Source organism: Mesorhizobium yinganensis (genome assembly GCF_040081985.1).
In the GTDB taxonomy this organism is placed as follows: domain Bacteria; phylum Pseudomonadota; class Alphaproteobacteria; order Rhizobiales; family Rhizobiaceae; genus Kumtagia; species Kumtagia yinganensis.
On sequence record NZ_JBEBMH010000029.1, the window covers coordinates 1 to 16,714 of the forward strand.

The 16,714-nt window shown below is 62.5% G+C and carries 17 protein-coding genes, 1 tRNA gene and 3 pseudogenes; 12 read left to right on the forward strand and 9 right to left on the reverse strand.

Features of this window, described 5'->3' with window-relative positions; genetic code table 11:
* The 6 genes from ABMA59_RS30415 to ABMA59_RS30440 all read left to right on the forward strand — a co-directional run.
* Nucleotides 1-124 (forward strand): ATP-binding protein (locus tag ABMA59_RS30415; protein ID WP_349007100.1); only part of this gene is annotated, 124 nt, incomplete at its 5' end.
* A gap of 78 nt (nt 125-202) precedes the next feature.
* A complete protein-coding gene (locus ABMA59_RS30420) occupies nt 203-1,321 on the forward strand; it encodes an IS5 family transposase (RefSeq protein ID WP_349009184.1) in 1,119 nt (372 codons plus the stop codon).
* Complete coding sequence (locus tag ABMA59_RS30425) at nt 1,318-1,662, forward strand: hypothetical protein (protein ID WP_349009134.1); 345 nt, start codon at nt 1,318-1,320, stop codon at nt 1,660-1,662. Before ABMA59_RS30420 ends, ABMA59_RS30425 begins: the two co-directional genes overlap by 4 nt.
* 8 nt (nt 1,663-1,670) lie before the next feature.
* Entirely contained in the window at nt 1,671-4,103 is a 2,433-nt protein-coding gene (locus ABMA59_RS30430) for a pectate lyase family protein (RefSeq protein WP_349009135.1), read from the forward strand.
* Between the two features lie 23 nt (nt 4,104-4,126).
* On the forward strand, nt 4,127-4,546 hold the full coding sequence (locus ABMA59_RS30435) for a hypothetical protein (protein WP_349009136.1): 420 nt from the start codon (nt 4,127-4,129) through the stop codon (nt 4,544-4,546).
* A gap of 153 nt (nt 4,547-4,699) precedes the next feature.
* A complete protein-coding gene (locus tag ABMA59_RS30440; protein ID WP_349009137.1) occupies nt 4,700-4,846 on the forward strand; it encodes a hypothetical protein in 147 nt (48 codons plus the stop codon).
* A gap of 41 nt (nt 4,847-4,887) precedes the next feature.
* Here the strand turns inward: ABMA59_RS30440 and ABMA59_RS30445 are convergent, their stop codons facing one another.
* Entirely contained in the window at nt 4,888-5,040 is a 153-nt protein-coding gene (locus tag ABMA59_RS30445) for a hypothetical protein (protein WP_349009138.1), read from the reverse strand.
* 3 nt (nt 5,041-5,043) lie between these two features.
* Here ABMA59_RS30445 and ABMA59_RS30450 point away from each other — a divergent pair, with 3 nt between their 5' ends.
* The 4 genes and pseudogenes from ABMA59_RS30450 to ABMA59_RS30465 all read left to right on the forward strand — a co-directional run bounded on the left by ABMA59_RS30450 (nt 5,044) and on the right by ABMA59_RS30465 (nt 7,446).
* Nucleotides 5,044-5,424 carry a hypothetical protein gene (locus ABMA59_RS30450; protein WP_349009139.1) on the forward strand — a complete coding sequence of 127 codons (381 nt, stop codon included), beginning with the start codon at nt 5,044-5,046 and terminating at the stop codon, nt 5,422-5,424.
* Between the two features lie 139 nt (nt 5,425-5,563).
* Nucleotides 5,564-6,274, forward strand: a pseudogene (gene tnpA, locus ABMA59_RS37325) (IS66-like element accessory protein TnpA); the annotation flags it as partial.
* A gap of 64 nt (nt 6,275-6,338) precedes the next feature.
* Entirely contained in the window at nt 6,339-7,064 is a 726-nt protein-coding gene (tnpC, locus tag ABMA59_RS30460; RefSeq protein WP_349009140.1) for an IS66 family transposase, read from the forward strand.
* 157 nt (nt 7,065-7,221) lie between these two features.
* Nucleotides 7,222-7,446, forward strand: a complete 225-nt coding sequence (locus ABMA59_RS30465) for a LysR family transcriptional regulator (RefSeq protein WP_349009141.1) — start codon at nt 7,222-7,224, stop codon at nt 7,444-7,446.
* Nucleotides 7,447-7,807: 361 nt separating this feature from the next.
* Here the strand turns inward: ABMA59_RS30465 and ABMA59_RS30470 are convergent.
* The 6 genes and pseudogenes from ABMA59_RS30470 to ABMA59_RS30485 all read right to left on the reverse strand — a co-directional run.
* Nucleotides 7,808-8,785 (reverse strand): annotated as a pseudogene (locus ABMA59_RS30470) (TIGR03752 family integrating conjugative element protein); the annotation flags it as partial.
* Nucleotides 8,786-8,847: 62 nt separating this feature from the next.
* Nucleotides 8,848-8,976, reverse strand: a complete 129-nt coding sequence (locus tag ABMA59_RS37330) for a hypothetical protein (RefSeq protein ID WP_425476008.1) — start codon at nt 8,974-8,976, stop codon at nt 8,848-8,850.
* A pseudogene (locus ABMA59_RS37335) lies at nt 8,966-9,379 on the reverse strand (TIGR03749 family integrating conjugative element protein); the annotation flags it as partial. The gene ABMA59_RS37330 and the pseudogene ABMA59_RS37335, both read right to left, overlap by 11 nt.
* A gap of 200 nt (nt 9,380-9,579) precedes the next feature.
* The gene (locus ABMA59_RS37340) at nt 9,580-9,864 is read right to left on the reverse strand and encodes a DUF3438 family protein (protein WP_425476009.1); all 285 of its coding nucleotides are present in this window, start codon (nt 9,862-9,864) and stop codon (nt 9,580-9,582) included.
* Nucleotides 9,865-10,119: 255 nt separating this feature from the next.
* The gene (locus ABMA59_RS37345; RefSeq protein WP_425476010.1) at nt 10,120-10,278 is read right to left on the reverse strand and encodes a DUF2895 family protein; all 159 of its coding nucleotides are present in this window, start codon (nt 10,276-10,278) and stop codon (nt 10,120-10,122) included.
* A 131-nt stretch (nt 10,279-10,409) separates the two neighbouring features.
* Nucleotides 10,410-10,483 (reverse strand) — tRNA-Gly (locus ABMA59_RS30485).
* Between the two features lie 125 nt (nt 10,484-10,608).
* Here ABMA59_RS30485 and ABMA59_RS30490 point away from each other — a divergent pair.
* Entirely contained in the window at nt 10,609-10,872 is a 264-nt protein-coding gene (locus ABMA59_RS30490; RefSeq protein ID WP_349009142.1) for a DUF6460 domain-containing protein, read from the forward strand.
* A gap of 50 nt (nt 10,873-10,922) precedes the next feature.
* Here the strand turns inward: ABMA59_RS30490 and ABMA59_RS30495 are convergent, their stop codons facing one another.
* Nucleotides 10,923-11,777: a helix-turn-helix transcriptional regulator gene (locus ABMA59_RS30495; RefSeq protein ID WP_349009143.1), complete on the reverse strand. Its 855-nt coding sequence runs from the start codon at nt 11,775-11,777 to the stop codon at nt 10,923-10,925.
* A gap of 494 nt (nt 11,778-12,271) precedes the next feature.
* Between ABMA59_RS30495 and ABMA59_RS30500 the strand changes: the two genes are divergently transcribed.
* Nucleotides 12,272-15,724, forward strand: a complete 3,453-nt coding sequence (locus tag ABMA59_RS30500) for a matrixin family metalloprotease (protein ID WP_349009144.1) — start codon at nt 12,272-12,274, stop codon at nt 15,722-15,724.
* Nucleotides 15,725-15,809: 85 nt separating this feature from the next.
* Here ABMA59_RS30500 and ABMA59_RS30505 read toward each other — a convergent pair whose 3' ends face one another.
* Nucleotides 15,810-16,712, reverse strand: a complete 903-nt coding sequence (locus ABMA59_RS30505; protein WP_349009145.1) for a histone deacetylase family protein — start codon at nt 16,710-16,712, stop codon at nt 15,810-15,812.
* Nucleotides 16,713-16,714: the final 2 nt, after the last annotated feature.

A 16,714-nucleotide genomic window follows, 5' to 3' on the forward strand; every position in this document is an offset into this window, starting at 1 on the left:
CGATCGCCTAACTCACCATTGCCATATCCTGGAGACCGGAAACGACAGCTTCCGCTTCAGGAACAGTTCGGCAAAACCCGTCAAACCCGCGAAGGAGAAAACCAAAAACTTGACCCCGACCTGACCCAGACCCATCATCCACCCGGGTCAGTTCTCAGTGGAAACCCCGGGTCAGTTCTTCGCGGAAATCAACAGTGATGGGTTGCGCGGTGGAGACGAACGAAGTGGTGAACTCCTCAGCTATGTCGATCTCGAGCCGCGGGTTCGGCGCGATCATCCGCTGCGGGCGATCTGGACGATCGCGAACGAGGCGCTTTCGACGCTGGAGCGGGAGTTCGCTGCTCTGTGCTCGCCGATCGGACGGCCGTCGACCCCGCCGGAGAAGCTGCTGAGGGCGATGTTGCCGCAGGCGTTCCATTCGATCCGCTCTGAACGGCTTTTGATGGAACGGCTGGAATACGACCTTCTGTTCCGCAGGTTCGTCGGCATCGGTGTCGACGATGCGGCAGGGGACCATTCGGTGTTCTCGAAGAACCGCGACCGGCTGCTTGAGGGTGATATCGCGGCGATGTTCCTGGCTGCGGTGCTCGCACGGCCCAAAGTGAAGAAGCTTCTGTCCGCGGATCACTTCTCGGTCGATGGTACGTTGATAGAGGCATGGGCCTCGATGAAGAGCGTCAAGTCGGAGAACGCGACTTCTGGCGACAACTCAGGGAATCGCTCGAGCGCACCGCTGGCAGAGGGCGGCGGGCGTAGCGCTGAAGTGAATTTCCGCGGCCAGAAGCGGTCGAACGACACGCATGCCTCGACCACCGATCCCGATGCCAGGCTCTACCGCAAGGGGCAAGGCAAGGAGGCGAAGCTGTGCCTCATGGGGCACGGGCTGATGGAGAACCGGCATGGCTTGCTGGTCGATGCCTGCCTGACATTCGCCGACGGGCATGCCGAACGGGTGGCGGCACTTCACATGATCGAGCCGCACGCCGACCGGCCGCAGGCAATAACGCTTGGCGGCGACAAAGCCTACGACGCTGAAGACTTCGCCAACGAGTTGCGTTCGATGAAGGTAACGCCGCACGTGGCGCAGAACACAAACGGCCGCCGTTCGGCGATCGACGGGCGCACCACACGACATGGCGGCTATGTCGTCAGCCAGCGCATCCGCAAGCGGATCGAAGAGGCGTTCGGCTGGATCAAGACGGTCGCCGGGCAGCAGACGACCAAGTTCAGAGGCTGTGACCGTGTCGGATGGGCCTTCACCTTCAGCGCTGCCGCCTACAATCTAGTGCGGTTGCCGAAGCTGTTGGCGGTGTCGCCATGACGGCGCCAGCAGGCTGCCAACTGATCGGCCGCTGGCGGATCGTCGAGGCCGACCTGTGGGATCGCGTCTCTCTCGATCTCGCTGGGCCTGCCGTGATCACCATCGGCGCCGACAATCACGGCGAGATCGCCTTTGGCGCCCTGGAGGCCAGTCTCGATCTCGGATACGGCCCGTCCATGGTCTTCTTCACATGGGCCGGCTCCGACGAGGGGGACGAAGTCACCGGGGACGGTTCCGCCGAATTGCTCGACGACGGTTCGATCGAAATCACCTTCACCTATCACAACAGCGACGAAGCCATCCTCAAAGCCAAACGGGATACTTCTTCAACAACCTGCTAGGAGTTCGCATGGACCGCCGTTCCTTCTTGCGCGTCGGCGCGCTTATCGCTGGAGACACCAGCGCCGCTCACTTGAACAATCATAAGCCGGCTTACCTTTCTCTTCTCAACAGTCGAGGCGATAGCATGGCGGCCGCCTTTCCGCTTCAGCGCGAGCTAAGGCAGAGTGCTATTCTGGCGGGCGACGGCGGGATTACGTACGGGCCGTTCAATTTCAGAATCTTTGACGTCGAAGACGTGAAGACCTTCGTACGGTTCGGTGGTGAGCTTGCGTTTACGAATCGGCCAGCGACCGTTAAGAAGGTCAACGATGAGGCGTTCGACTTCTTCACCGTCACCTTTGCCCAACCCCTGCCTGTCAACGCATACTTTGTCGTTGCCGGAATGCGACTTGCCGAACGATCTGCCGCGGTGCGGATCGGAAAGCAACTCGATATCACAGCGCTGGATATAGAACTTTCAAAGTTCGCTGCAACGGAACAGGAACTGCGGCGCGACCTCGGGCGGGCCCTGCTGGTCGGCTTCGACCAGCCCTCGGTAGAAATGCCCCCATCCGATGGAAAAAGCTATCTCGGTTGGAGCACGGACGGCAAGCTGGTCAACCGGCTGGATGCCGAAGCCGCCGTTGACCAGGCTCAGCAAGCAGTGAAAGCGGCCCAGGCGGCCGCCGCGAGCGTCGATATCCGGCGCCTGCCCGACATCAAGACACTTAGAACGTTGAATAGCAATGTCACCAAGCTAGCGTTCCTTCCGGACAATACCGGCTTCGACTGGAAAGAGGTGGATAGCACCTCGGTAGCGTTGTTCGATCCAAACGAACATATGGTCGTAAAGGATCCGGAGACGCCGCTCTCCCTTGGCGCTTGGTACCGTCGCCTAAAAGGCGATGAACCCGGCGTGCGCGATGCATTCAAAGCAAAGGGTGATGGCATTGCCGACGACACCGCAGCCCTTCAGGACGCTATACACTGGATGGAGTATTACCCACTTCGATCCCGCGCGCTGACGTGGGAGCGCGGCATTTACAGTATTTCGCAGCTCAAAATCCCTAATGAGATCGCCGGTATCTCGTTCAACGGCAGAAGTTTCTGGGACTCCACAATCATGTGCCGGGAAAGCGGGGGCGAGCCGGTAATCCGCAACTCATCTCAAGAGTTCAAGATGTTTCACATGTCTTTAATGTCAGCACGGCCGAACTCAGAAAACTGGGCCAACCACAAGAACGGCCTGCACAACGATAAGGGTATCGGCGAGACGACCGACGTCGACGTGACGATCGGCCGCTGCCGGATCGCTGGGTTTTACCAAGGTATCTATCACAAGGGCCGCGGCTTGGCTGCGCACAACAACCACTTTGCATCGTGCCACTTTGGGATCGGCCTCGACTGGCCGAGCCTCGGTGACTATAAGCCGAGCGATGTCTCCGGCGTAGACGTTTTCGACGACCACATGGGCTTTCGCGGCATTGCGATTTCCAACACGCGCTTCCACTCGATGAGCTATGCCGCTGTCGCCAATATTGGGGCAAACGCCAACAAGATCGCGAACCTGAAGATCAACGATATCGTTCTCGACATCGGTTGCCGCATCTTCTACGGTCACCTCGGCCTACATGGCTCGATAACAGATTCCGTCTCAACGCTTTCGGCCACCGAGATCCTCGAACTCACGGGTGGCCGCGATTTCAACGTTTCCGGCATCGTAGGAGGCGGAAATGCAAAGGGCGGCGCCAGAACGCCTCAGAATCTGATCAAACTTACCGAAGGGCTCTTTATTGGCGGCCGCTTCTCCAACATGGTGCTTTCCAACAGCGAGGAGCACGCCATCCGCGACACCTCGACGCGCCTCCGAGGCGTGACCTTTTCTGACATCACCTTCCACGACGTGGGTTTCGACGCGCCGGCCACTTCGCGCGCGTTCAGCTTCGGTTCGCAGAACTCTGACATCGAAATCATCAATGCGAAACTAGTGGGCAGCGATACGTTGCAGGGAATTGTCGGCAACAACTACAGCAACAACCGCATCCGCGCGATCAACCTGTCTAAGGAAGGTAACGAAAGTCCGTGGATTGTCGGCTCTACCATCATTCTTGTCGGCAAACGGCAGAGATACTCTCCAGCACGGGTCAACGCTACGAACGTCATAGCCAGCAGCGCCAGACCGCTCGAATGGTTCTATCTCGACGACGAACTCATCGAGATCGGCGGTGGTATCACCGCACAGGCGACGGCTGCTGGTAACTGCCAAGTTGACCTCTCGCTCCCGGTGGCGACATTGTTCACCCAACCGGAGCAGGCCTGGGGCGCGCTGGTTGCGGCAACGGCCGGCCTTAATGTCGCTGGTTCGGTCGTCGCAAACGGCACGATGCTCCGACTGCGTTGGCTTGCCCCAAACACCAACAATATTAGGTTCAGCTTCAGGGCATGCTATCGTCTCATCTGAATAACTGAAGAGAGCGGTTCGATATGTACGGTTGGTTTTACTACGAGACAGACGGACACTATCAAGGTCCGTACCCGACTAAGGAGGATGCCACCGCCGCCGGGCGGGTCATGACGCCTGCCGAGCGGGCCTTCTGGATCATGGAGGGGAAGAGGCCGCCCTTTGCCTTTCCCGACGCTGATCAGTTGCTTGCGCTTTTTGTTGAGGTCAACAGCGAGTTGGGAACGGCAGAGAGACCTTTCGGCATCGAAGGAGTCAAGATCACCCCCGAGCAAAAGGCCCATCTCGAGGTGGCATTCCGCGATCTGTTCAGCGGCTGGATGGAGCAGTACCAGATCCGCTTCCGGATTGAGAGGTTTCGCACCATACAGAACGTGGAACTCGTGGCGGACCATGTCGAAAACGATGCATGTGGCGCTATCACTGCCGCGGCGCTCAGCTGAACCAAGGCACTGACCCTTGCATCTTTTTCGGCTCGCTGCGGACCGATCTTGCCGTTGGTGCGGACGTCGTTCGGCTGCTCCAGCCACTGGCGTTGAGGCCGCACTCCAGGCGATCGAGGCCCCCCGATTGAGACCGGCGAAAGGGGGTGGCAGATGGAGTTGGCGCGTGAGCAAGCGCGTTATGAGGCCGCGCTGGCGCGGCGCCAACAGGAAGCGGTCGATCCCGATAACCGTGTGGTGGCCCTTTCAATTGCCCACAAGCTCGGCGGCGTCTTTGGTCAAGGGAATCGAATGAGTTGAGATCATAGGGCTGCGAGGATTTTGGCGAGGTAGTTGTCGTCCTAACCGGCGATGAGGCGCTTGGATTTGAGGCTGTCCTTGCTGGGCGCTCCGCGCAGGGCATTGAGGGCGGCGCGCCTGACGGGAGAGGAGTTGGCGGGAGCGTTTTTCTTGCGGATGCGGCAGTCGTCCTCGCGGAACTGGACGTCGAGCACTTAGTGCAGGCCGTTCTCGACGCTCCAATGGGGGCGGATGGCGGCACCGAGCTTGTCCGCCTCGGCGGGAAGCGAGGAGATGTAGAAGCGTCGCTCGCGCTCCTCGCCCTTGGCGCTCTGGCGCCGCGCGACGACCGTGACGACGCGGCGCAGGCCCTTCCAGTCGGGATGGCGCTCTTTGAGCCAGGCAAGGTCCTCGACGGCTTACACCTCGCGCGTCTCGATGCGGCCGTGATCGCCATCGACGCTCGACGCTTTGGAGACGGCGACATCGGCGAAGCCGCGCGCCAATTGCTCCGTGAACAAAAGCTCCACGTCGTCGTGCAGGCTCCCCGTAAGCGTCCGATGATGACCGCCTTTCGGCGGACAGGCTGGATCGGGTAGGGAACCAGGCCGGGGCGCTGCGATAGTGTCCACTAATCAGGGTAATGGACACGGTCGTCATGGGCGCCGCGGCTGAGGAACGACTTGTTGAGGAGACCGGCGCCGGCGGCGGATGTTCAGCGATGAGCAGAAGCGGGGGATGGTGGCCGAGTGCGACGAGGCGGGCGCGTCGGTATCGCAGGTCGCGCGTCGGCACGACGTGAACGCGAACCTGCTGTTCACCTGGCGTCGGCAGTTAGCGCCTGAGGCGTTGCCTGCGCCATTGGACCTGATCCCGATCGGCGTCGACGAAGCGCCGAGCACGGCGCCTGTCGAGGCGAAGGCGCCGGGGCGTCGCGGGGCCATCGAGATTGCCCTGCCGAACGGCGTGCGGGTGCGGGTGGACGCCTCCGTCGACGAGCGGGCGCTGCGCAGGGTGCTCATGGCGGTGAAGGCGGCCGGATGCCCGACCTGCGGGGGTGTGGATATGCGCAAGATCGGCGAGGACGTGCGCGAGGTGCTGGAGCACGTGCCCTCGCACTTCAAGGTGATCGTCCACATCAGGCCCAAGCTGAGCTGCCGGGCCTGCGAGACGATCGTCGAGCCGCCCATGCCCTCGCTGCCGGTCGAGCGGGGACGGATGGCCCCCAAGCTGATGGCCCACGTGCTGGTCGCCAAGTACTGCGATCACCTCCCGCTGCATCGCCAGAGCGCCATCTACGCCCGCGAAGGCGTGGAGCTGGACCGCCCCATCCTGGCCGATACGGTCGGTCACGCCGCCTTCCTCCTGAGCTGTCTGGGAGAGGCTGTCGGCGCCCGCGCGCGAGCGGGCTCCGTGCTCCACGCCGACGACACACCGGTGAAGGTGCTCGATCCGGGCCGCGGTCAGACCAAGGAGGGACGACTCTGGGTGCTGGTGCGCGCGGCGAACGCCCGTGGGGTTCACCCGAGCCGCCGATCGCCTACTACCGCTACTCGCCCGATCGCAAGGGCGAGCGGGCCGCGCAGCTGTCGGCGCCTGCCGCGGTTATCTACACGCCGACGGCTACGCGGGCTTCGGCCGGCTCTTCGCAGGCTCCGACACCGAGACCGGCTCCCCGCGGCTGATCGAGACGGCGTGCTGGGCCCACGCCCGGCGCGAGATCTACGACCACGCCGTGGGATCGGCGCTGGGCAAGGAAGCGCTGGAGCGTATCGCAGCCCTCTTCGCCGTCGAGGCCGAGATCAACGGCCGCCGGCCCGAGCAACGTCTGGCCGAACGCCAGGTCCGATCGGTTCCCGTGCTCGCCGAGCTGAAGGCCTTCCTGGAGACGGGCCTGACGCGGTTCAGCCGCGCGAGCGAACTCGCCAAGGCCTTCCGCTACAGCTTCAGACGCTGGCAGGCGCTTACCCGCTATTCCACCGACGGCCGGCTCGAGATGACCAACAACGCCGCCGAACGCGCCATCCGCCCGCTCGCCGTCGGGCGCAAGAACTGGCTCTTCGCAGGCTCCGACACCGGCGGCGAGCGCGCGGCGCTCATGTACACCATCATCGAGACCGCCAAGCTCACCGGCGTAAACGTCGAGGCCTACCTCGCCGATGTCATCGAGCGCATCGGCGACCATCCGGCCCGCTGCATCGACGAGCTGCTGCCCTGGAATTGGAAGGCTGCCATCTGAGCAAGGGCCGTCATCCGACGCTTACTCTGTTGCGGAAATTGGCACTGATTGGTCCCTCATTGGGATCAAAAGTGGAGAGGTTGAGTTCAGGAGGAGTGAGGGGAATTCTGCGGCGTTCGGGCGGAGGATGATGTCATCAGACGCGAGGAAGTCCCTGATGAGGCTGCGTTACCTGAGATACTTTATTACCGTGCCTGAGGAACTCAGTTTCAAGCGAGCCTCGACAAGGCTGCACATCGAGCCATCGCCCATGTCGCGTGCGATCGGGAAGCTGGAAAACGACGTTGGCGTCGAATTGCTGCAACGTAAGAAGGGACGGATCAGGTTGACGGAGGCTGGCGATGCATTCCGCAAGGAAGCCCGCCGCATCCTCAGTCTCTAGGAGGAGGCCAGGATATACGCCCGGGCAGTCGCAGTCAGCAATCATGGCCGACTGCGGGTCGGTCTTGCCGACAACCTTGCCCAGCCGCACATCACGAGGCTTCTGTCGCTGTGCCGGGAAGAGGAGCCGCTCACGGTCGTCAATATCACTGAGATGGCGGCGGGCGAACTGCTGGCGGCCGGCGAAGCTGTCGCGGGCATCGCCAAAGAGGAAGTCTGGTCGGAGCCCCGTCATCGCCATCGCGCGTCATCTTCCGCTCCTGTCATTCGACAAGGTGCCGCTTGCCGATGTGCCGCGTTATCCGCTGATCCTGTGCCATCCTGAGCGCTGTGAAAGCGGCTACAAGCAAATCCTTGTCGCTTCACCGCCTCGTTACCGGTGCCGACATTGCCGACCGAGCTTCCGCTGCCGGCCACGACACTCGTATTGCTGTTGGAATTCGCAAGCACCGCTGCAACCGCACCGGCGACCGTGAGAAGCGCCTGCGTGCCCAGACATTGCTGGGCGTTGCGGCGGCGCTCGCCGCTGACGCAGGGAATGCGTAGGCGTCGCTGATCCATCCGATGCCTCCTTCGGTGCTGCCGCCGCCTGACTGCTGCCGGCTCCCGCCGCGACCGCTGCCTTCCGGCACGGTGCGGATCGTGCCGTCGTTGAACACGAAGGCCGTGCTGCGGATCTGACCGCGCACGCAGGACAACGTCCAGTCGCCTGACGCCGTCCCACTGACGATGGCGCAGGCCACCTCCGGAACGTCGATTCCATTGGCGGTCAGGTTGTCAGGTCCGATCAGAACCTTGAAGGGGTATGGATCGTTCACGGTCCAGTCGATCGGTACACGGCCGATCAGCGCCGTCATGGAGATCGAGCCCATCAAAGTGAAGTTGATGGGGACTGTGTAGACTGGGCGCGAGGTCGGAGTTTCGGTCGCCGCAGCCTTCTCTTCATCCCCGTCGTTGTCGTTCTCCCCAAGCCCGAAGCTGGTCGGGAAGCGGAAGACATCGCCCGACGTGCCGCTCCTGCGCTCGCGTCTTGCGTCGTCCGGTTCGATCCATTGCGTGCCGCTGTCGTCGGTCTCCAGCCCGACCCCGACCGGCAGTTCGGTCGAGCCGAATCCTTCGATCCGCCGCTGCAAGTCCTGCAACAGCGATTGCGTCCGATTGCGCTCGCCGGAGACCTGTTCGCGTTCCTGCCGAAGTTGGTTACGCTCGTTGCTCAGCGCGCTTTCGATGCGTCGATCGATGAAGCCCTCGCGGGCGCGCAGTCGCTCGTTCTCCGCCCTTTGCGTGCGATTGTCCGAGAGCGCCGTCTGAAGCTCCTGCCTCAACTGCCTGACCAGACCGACGAGCGTGCGACGGTGTCGCGTGGCGTGTCGCCCTCAATGCCGAGCGCACGCGCTTGCTCCTACGTGAGTTGGGGGCCACCATCTCCAGTGGACTGCTCTTCGCCGTCCGAGAACAGCCTGATCCCGACAAAGACCAGCAGCAGCGCCATCGGGATCATAAGCCATTTGAGGAGACTGTCACTTCTCATGATTGCCTCCACGCTTGCTGCCCGAAGCCGGAAAGCGGCTCGGCCTCATGTCGATCTGGCCGACCACCGGCAACAGGGATTCGGCAAGGCTACGCCCCCTGGTCACCAGATAGACGACGGAGGTATCGTTCGGCGTCCCGCTGGTACCGAGCGCATCCTGCTGGACGGTCGCCGTCGCGAAATCGCCCTGCAAATCTCTCGGGTCGAGCACCAGTCAGCGCTTCGAACTGTTTTTGAGACGCACGGCCGTCACCCAGAACTCGTCCAGACACCAGCTTGCGAGCGGACTCGCGCGTATCGGTAGTGTCGGCAGAAGCGCATCAAGCTCAAGGTTGCGCTTGATGTTCACGCGCGCGACGCTGGCGACCGGCTCGACGGTCCTGAGCGGGGCGTAAAGGGTCTGCGATGCGTAGCGTCAGCACGACGGGAACAGGGGTTTCTCGCGCTGGGGCTGGCGACGCCGTGTCGGCCCTGGCGCTTTCGCGATCGGTTGCCGCGCCGAGATCGCCATAACGGATCGGCGTGGTTTCTCCCTCGACAATCCGCACCGGCTCCAGCGGCGGCTGGTCCGGCTTCGCCGCTCGGCGACGATGTCCACCAGGATCAGTGCGCCGGTGTCGGCATCCTGCAACTGGAGCTGGTCGGCTCGATCGGCTCACCGGCGCGCAGATAGATCGCGCCGGCAGCACTCTGCGCCTTCAGACGCTTGCCTACCGAAGGCGGGATGTCGACGCGGACATTGCGGTCGATGAAGATCACTCGCTCCCGATCGACGCGGAGCGGCACGGCCAGCGGCAGCCGCTCCGAGCGCGGGATATCCAGCGCCTGCGCCGGCATTGCGACCGACGCCGCGAGAGCCAGGGCGAGAGGGACAAAAATACGTCTCATTGTGGATCTCCCGTGGATCGTCGAACAGGCCCCTCGACGGCGGAGCGGAAGCGGCGGCATCAGGAGGTTCGATGCGCTGTGGCAGGTCGCTATGGCAGTTGAGGACCTGGCCGAAGGGATTGTGCTGCGGATCGACGTCCGTGCGCGCGACCTTGATCGTGTAGCGAACGAGCGCGCGCTTGACCTGCTTCTACGCGAAATACTCGTCCGCCGCGACATCCAGCGTGATGACCCAGTCCTGATCGGAGACGGTCTTCACGCGCAGCGTCGGTCCTCGCCGTAACCGCAGCCGGGTATCTCGTAGATGCCGCGGACACGCTGGCGAAGCTCGCCGAGCGACCGCCGGTAGTCGTAGTCGCGCCTGACGGTATCCCGTTTCCAAGAGTTGCCGAACAACGTCAAAAAACGCGGCATCCGAACGATATGGTTCGAGATCGAACGTCCGTGGAGAGACAAAATGAGACGCTCAATCAGTCTCAAACGCCTGAAAAAATTTAGGAAATGAGACTTAAAGCGATAATCAACTATTTGTTGAGAAGTCAACGTGGAGCGGGTAGCGGGAATCGAACCCGCGCGATCAGCTTGGGAAGCTGACAAGCTACCATTACATCATACCCGCGCAGCAGCTTCGATAACACGCGGGTCGGCATGGCGGCAATCGCCTTTCGTGCCTCAGCCAAGGATGTTTGACCTTGATGCCGGCGGCGCGAGCGCCTATGCGGCGAAGATGCAAGGAGGCGAATCGTGTCCGGCCTGACAAGATTTCTCGGCGACTCGCCGTTGCGCGTGTTCTTGAAACTGCTCGTCGTCTCGTTCCTGGTAGGGGTCGTGATGAGCGCCTTCGGCTGGTCGCCCTTTGACGTGCTGCAATGGATCGAGGATACGCTGATGCGTATCTGGAGCATGGGCTTCGCCACCGTCGACCGCTTCGTAGGCTATCTTGCCCTCGGCGCGGCGATTGTCATTCCAGCCTTCATCATCCTTCGCCTGCTGAGCTATCGGCGGTAAGCGAAGGGACCTCGGGCGAATTCCACCGCCGTTGGCTTCCGTCAGCAGGTTTATGGAAAGCCCTCATACGGCTGGACGGCGGCTTCGACCGTAAGCAGCAGCCGCGCAAGTTCGGCTTGACGGTGCGTGTGCGTCTTCTCGAAAATGCGCTGCAGATGGATGCGTACCGTCGAAAGCGTGATCGACATGGTGTCGGCCACGGATTGGAGGCCCTCGCCGCGCATCACCTCGCACGCCACGGTCGACTCGGTCCGCGTCAGTCCGTAGATGTTGCGCAACATGGAAGCCAGGTCCCGCGGCTGGCGTTCAACGTCGACGATCACGGCCATCGCCCCTACGGTTGGAAACTCCTCCGCGCCGGTTTCGGTGGGCACCACATGAACCACGAAAGGCCGTCGTGCCGACGGACGCGTCACCGTCAGCGAACCGCTTTTTCTGGGGCCGCTTGCGGTCCTGGCGGCGGCACGGTTGATCAGATGCTGCAAGGCGGCATTTTCGTCCCGGCGCATCGCGTACAACAGGCCCGCTCCGAGCGCCAGGCCATCCTCGGTGGAGGCAATGCGCTCCATGGCCCGGTTGGCAAACAGCATCGCGCCGTTTTCGGCGAAAAGCACCAGCCCGTGCGCCATGCGGTTCAGCGATCGCAACGTGCCGCGCTGCTGGGACGCAACCGCGCCCATGCTCGATTGCACGCGCAGCGCCTGCTGCAGATGCGGCACAAGCAAACGCATGAGACGCGCCTTCTCGTCGTCTGCCGCGGGCGCCAGGCGAGATCGCCACCCGATGCCGAGCCACGCGATCCTGTCCTCGTCGCGAACGAGGCTTGCGAAGACGCCGTCGCCAATGTTGTTCGGCACCGCCCAGTCGCAAAAGAACTCGGAGCGGCGCTGCTCGGCAGGCGCCACGATGTCCCCGTAGCGGAAGACGTTTCCCGCCGGCATCTGTTCGATGGCGGAAGCAAACGGGTCCATCCGGCCGTAGTAGGCATTGTAGCTGTCCACGGAAGCGTGATCCTGTCCGACGCTTGCATGAAGGGCCTGGCTCGACTGTCGCGAATGAACCAGCAAGGCGGCGCATTCGCCGTCGAACGCGGCAACAAGATTGCTCAGGGCCTGTCGCCATAGCGATGCGTCGAGCGCCGCATCGTAGATACCGCTGACCAATTCCGAAAAAAGCACAAGCGATGTCGACATGCCAGCCCAACGCCCGGTTCGTCATCCCGTCCGCGCGACTGTACCATCGGCGTAGTATGTTCGCATGAGGAAATCGCGCGGGGAGTGTGCCACAAATGCTCGGGGAGTGCCCGGGAAGGAACGGGCAAGCAGCAAGCCCGGGCCGACCTGACCGGGGCGGTCGATCGGCCTAGGGAAGTTTTCACAGCTTCATCACGGTGAATCCGATGACCTCATATGTCGTCAATGACAAGTCCAGGCCGACGAACGAATATTTGAATGCCTTGGTGTGGGATGGTCAGCACTGGCAGAACATTCTCACCAGCGGCAACGGCAACGTCATCACCTATTTCTTCGACAATGATGTCACGGCCTGGGCCGACGCCGAGAAGAACGCCTACCGCGTCGCGCTGCAGTCCTGGGCCAATGTAGCCAATCTGACCTTCCAGGAAGTCTTCGACGAATCCCAGGCCAACATGGTCGAGCATTCGGTACCGAACTCGACCTTTTCGCCGGCAGCGGGCACCATAACCCTTGCCGATCACGATACGCCGCAACTCGCCGTCAGCAACCAGGAGCAGGGACGCTACAACTACGAAGCCTACTCGCTCCAGTCTCAGGGCGGCACGCTCGGCTATAACACAGCCGGGCTGGTGGTCGGCGGGCAGGGCTATTCCACCTTCGTCCACGAACTCGGCCATGCGCTCGGCCTTGCGCATCCGCACGACACGGGCGGCGGCTCGGGCGTCTTTCCCGGCGTGACCCCCGGCGCGGCATTCGGCGACCTCGGCGACAACAATCTGAACCAGACCGTCTACACGGTCATGTCCTATAACCGCTTCGAGCAGGTGGCCGGCGATTCCAGCTACGGCTATTACTCTGGCCCGATGGCCTTCGACATTGCGGCGATCCAGTATCTCTACGGTGCAACCATCCACAATACCGGCGGCGACACCTACTGGCTGCCCGACACCAATGGCGCGGGAACGTACTGGACCTGCATCTGGGATACCGCCGGGACCGACACCATCGCTTATGGCGGCGGCGGCAATGCAACGATCGACCTGCGCGCGGCGACCCTGGACAATTCCGACATTGGCGGCGGTGCGCTCAACAGTGTTACCGATCCCGCCACCAACACGCGCTATCATGGCGGCTTCACCATCGCCAACGGGGTCCTGATCGAGAACGGCAGCGGCGGATCCGGCAACGACACCATCTCCGGCAACGATGCCCTGAATCAACTGAGCGGCAATGGCGGCGACGACACCCTGAACGGGCGAGGCGGCTTCGACTATCTTTCCGGCGGCACGGGAAACGATCTTTATCTGCTCTACGACGTCAATGGCGGGGCGTATGACAACGTCGCCGAGGTAACCGATCCGGCAGGCGGCATCGATACCGTCTGGGTGAAGCGGGTGGCCGGCGGACCCGACCACTACAATTTTCAGGTCGGCGTCGAGAACGGCGCGCTTGTCGATCCGACTTCCAACGGTTTCACCCTGACCGGCAACGATCAGGCCAACCAGATGTTCGACGACATCGGCTCCAACACGCTCAGCGGCCTGGGCGGCAACGACATGCTGGATGGCGGCAACGGCAATGACACATTGGAAGGCGGTGCCGGCATCGATACGTTGAAAGGCGGGAACGGCAACGACGTCTACAATTTGTTCGACGTGACGAACGGCGCCTACGACACGGTCGTCGAATACGTCTCCTCCGGCAACGGCGGCAAGGACACCGTCCTCGTAAGGGATGTGAGCGCCACGGTCCGCTCCTACACCATGACCGCGAACGTCGAGGTCGGCGCGATCATCGGCGCCAACGCGTCGGGCTTCAGCCTGCACGGCAACGGTTCCGACAACACGCTCTTCGATGACATCGGCGACAACTGGCTATTCGGCGAAGGCGGCAACGACACGCTGGATGGCGGCAACGGCCAGGATTTCCTGCTCGGTGGCGCTGGCAACGACAGATACAACCTGAACGACCGGCCGGGGGGTGCCTACGATCTGGTTTCCGAGAACGCGAACGAGGGAAATGACCACGTCATTCTCACCCCTATTCACATCGATGGCTGGTCGGACTCCTATGTGCTTCCCAGCAATGTCGAGTCCGCGGAAATTACCGGCAGCCTGAACTTCAACCTCTTCGGCAACGTGGGCAACAATACGCTTTACGGCAACACGGGCGCGAACGAGCTTCACGGCAATTCAGGCAACGACAAGCTTGCCGGCTATACCGGCCTCGATACCCTGTTCGGCGGCGCAGGTGACGACAAGTACTATCTGGACGACCTCGCGACGGCAACGTCGACCCCTTATGACGTGGTGGTCGAGAACCCGAACGACGGCATCGACACGGTCTTTGTCACCGCCCGTCACAACCCGAGTTTCATAGCCGATTTCTATGCTCTGACCGACAATGTGGAGAATATGACCGTCTCGGGGTCGATTGCCTTCGAGTTGGACGGCAACGGACTTGCCAATGTGATGACCGGCAACGACGCCGCCAATGTTCTGCAAGGGCTGGACGGGGACGATACACTGATCGGGGATGGCGGCGCCGACGACCTGTTCGGCGGCAGCGGCCTCGATACGGCGAGCTATTCAACGGCGCTTGCCAGTGTGCTCGCGTGGCTGGAAAATGCCGCGTCCAATACGGGTGACGCGGCTGGCGACTTTTATGACTCCATCGAAAACCTGGCCGGCACCAAATATGACGACGATCTCCGCGGGGACGCTCTCGCCAACAGGTTGAGCGGCGATGTCGGCAACGATACGCTTAAGGGCGGAGTTGGCGCCGACCATCTCGACGGCGGCGACGGCATCGACACGGCGTCCTACGCCAACGCCACAGGCGCGGTGGTCGCCAGCCTCGCCAACCCGTCGATCAACAGTGGCGAGGCGGCCGGCGATACCTATGCCTCGATCGAAAATCTTGTCGGCTCCGCCTTCAACGATGCGGTGAACGGCGACAACGCCGTCAACGTCATCCGCGGCCGCAATGGAGTGGACACGATCAAGGGGTATGGCGGCAACGATACGCTCTATGGCGATGACGCCAACGACGTGCTGATCGGCGGGACCGGAGCGGACACCCTGATCGGCGGCACCGGCAGTGACACCGCCTCCTATGCCGGCGCCACTTCAGGCGTCGTCGCCAGCCTCGCCAACCCCGCGATCAACAGCGGTGAGGCCAAGGGAGACAGCTATTCGTCGATTGAAAACCTGACCGGTTCGAGCTTCGACGATTCCCTGCTAGGCGACAATGCCGGGAACGTGCTCAACGGCGGTGCCGGTGCCGACGTGTTCAAGAGCTATGGCGGCAACGACTCTCTTACCGGCGGGGCGGACAAGGACGTTTTCGTCTTCAATTCGGCGCTCGATGCGGCGACGAATGTCGACACCATTGCCGATTACAACGTGGCCGACGATACGATCCAGCTCGACAACGCTGTGTTCACGGCCTTCGCGTCCACCGGCGCTTTGCTCTCAGGCTACTTCAAGGATATCGCAACCGGAGTGAAGGACGCCAACGACCGGATCATCTACAACTCCGACACGGGCGGGCTCTACTACGATGCCGACGGCTCGGGCAATTCGTTCGGCAACGTCAAGTTCGCGATGTTGACGGGATCACCGCTGCTTACGGCAGCGGAATTCGTCGTGATCTGACCGGGATATGCAAAGCTGCCGGACCGCTTCGGCGGCGTCTGTCAGGCGACGCCGCCGCGAGGGTCGGCGGTAGGGTCGAAGGGCCTCAGGCGAATTCCGACGCCACCTCGAACAGGATGGAGTGGCGCGCGGCGAGTGCGGCTATGTCACGCGAATAGCCGCCGCCGATCACGCCACAGACCGGCACGCCGAGCGCGCGGAAATGGCCGATCACCATGCGGTCGCGGGCGCGAAGTCCTTCGTCGGAAAGCGCCAGCCGGCCGAGCCTGTCCTCCACATGCGGATCGACGCCCGCATTGTAGAAGACGATGTCCCATCGGCCCTTTTGGGACAGCAGCGACAAGGCGCTCGACAGGTGTTGGGTATATTGAGCATCACCCGTGCCGTCGGGGAGGGCGATATCAAGGTCGGAGGCCACCTTGCGCACGGGATAGTTCTTCTCGGCATGCATCGAGAAGGTGAAGGCGCGTGGTTCCCTGCCAAGAATGTCGGCGGTGCCGTCGCCCTGATGCACGTCGAGGTCGACGACGAGGACCCGCGCTGCCGGGCGCTCGGCAAGCAGGTCGAGTGCAGCGATCGCTACGTCGTTCAAGGTGCAGAAGCCGGCGCCATGCGCGTGGCGTGCGTGATGGCTGCCGCCGGCGGCGTTGCAGGCGATGCCATGGGCCAGCGCCAGCCGCGCGGCCAGCATCGTGCCGCCCGCCGCGCGCCGGGCGCGGCGCGACACACGCTCGCCGACTGGAAAGCCGATCTCCCGCTCGATCCGTTCCGGCACCTGGTATGCCATCACCTGATCGACATAGGAGGGATCGTGCGCCCGCTTCAGCGCGGTCATTTCGGCGAATGGCGGCTCGACATGCACCGAGCGCGCCAGCAGTCCGGTCGCCTCGAGCCGTTCGACCAGCGCCCTGTATTTTCCCATCGGGAAGCGATGGTCGGCGGGGAAATTGGCGTCGTAGTCGGGATGGCTGACGATGTGGAGGCTCATGT

Bases quoted from the DNA above. Each gene is read 5' to 3' on its own strand.
- ABMA59_RS30425 (WP_349009134.1), top strand. From the start codon at position 1,318: ATGACGGCGCCAGCAGGCTGCCAACTGATCGGCCGCTGGCGGATCGTC.
- ABMA59_RS37330 (WP_425476008.1), bottom strand. From the start codon at position 8,976: ATGAGAAGTGACAGTCTCCTCAAATGGCTTATGATCCCGATGGCGCTG.
- ABMA59_RS30500 (WP_349009144.1), top strand. From the start codon at position 12,272: ATGACCTCATATGTCGTCAATGACAAGTCCAGGCCGACGAACGAATAT.
- ABMA59_RS30465 (WP_349009141.1), top strand. From the start codon at position 7,222: ATGAGGCTGCGTTACCTGAGATACTTTATTACCGTGCCTGAGGAACTC.
- ABMA59_RS30440 (WP_349009137.1), top strand. From the start codon at position 4,700: ATGGAGTTGGCGCGTGAGCAAGCGCGTTATGAGGCCGCGCTGGCGCGG.
- ABMA59_RS30505 (WP_349009145.1), bottom strand. From the start codon at position 16,712: ATGAGCCTCCACATCGTCAGCCATCCCGACTACGACGCCAATTTCCCC.
- ABMA59_RS37345 (WP_425476010.1), bottom strand. From the start codon at position 10,278: ATGCCGCGTTTTTTGACGTTGTTCGGCAACTCTTGGAAACGGGATACC.
- ABMA59_RS30430 (WP_349009135.1), top strand. From the start codon at position 1,671: ATGGACCGCCGTTCCTTCTTGCGCGTCGGCGCGCTTATCGCTGGAGAC.
- ABMA59_RS37340 (WP_425476009.1), bottom strand. From the start codon at position 9,864: ATGAGACGTATTTTTGTCCCTCTCGCCCTGGCTCTCGCGGCGTCGGTC.
- ABMA59_RS30435 (WP_349009136.1), top strand. From the start codon at position 4,127: ATGTACGGTTGGTTTTACTACGAGACAGACGGACACTATCAAGGTCCG.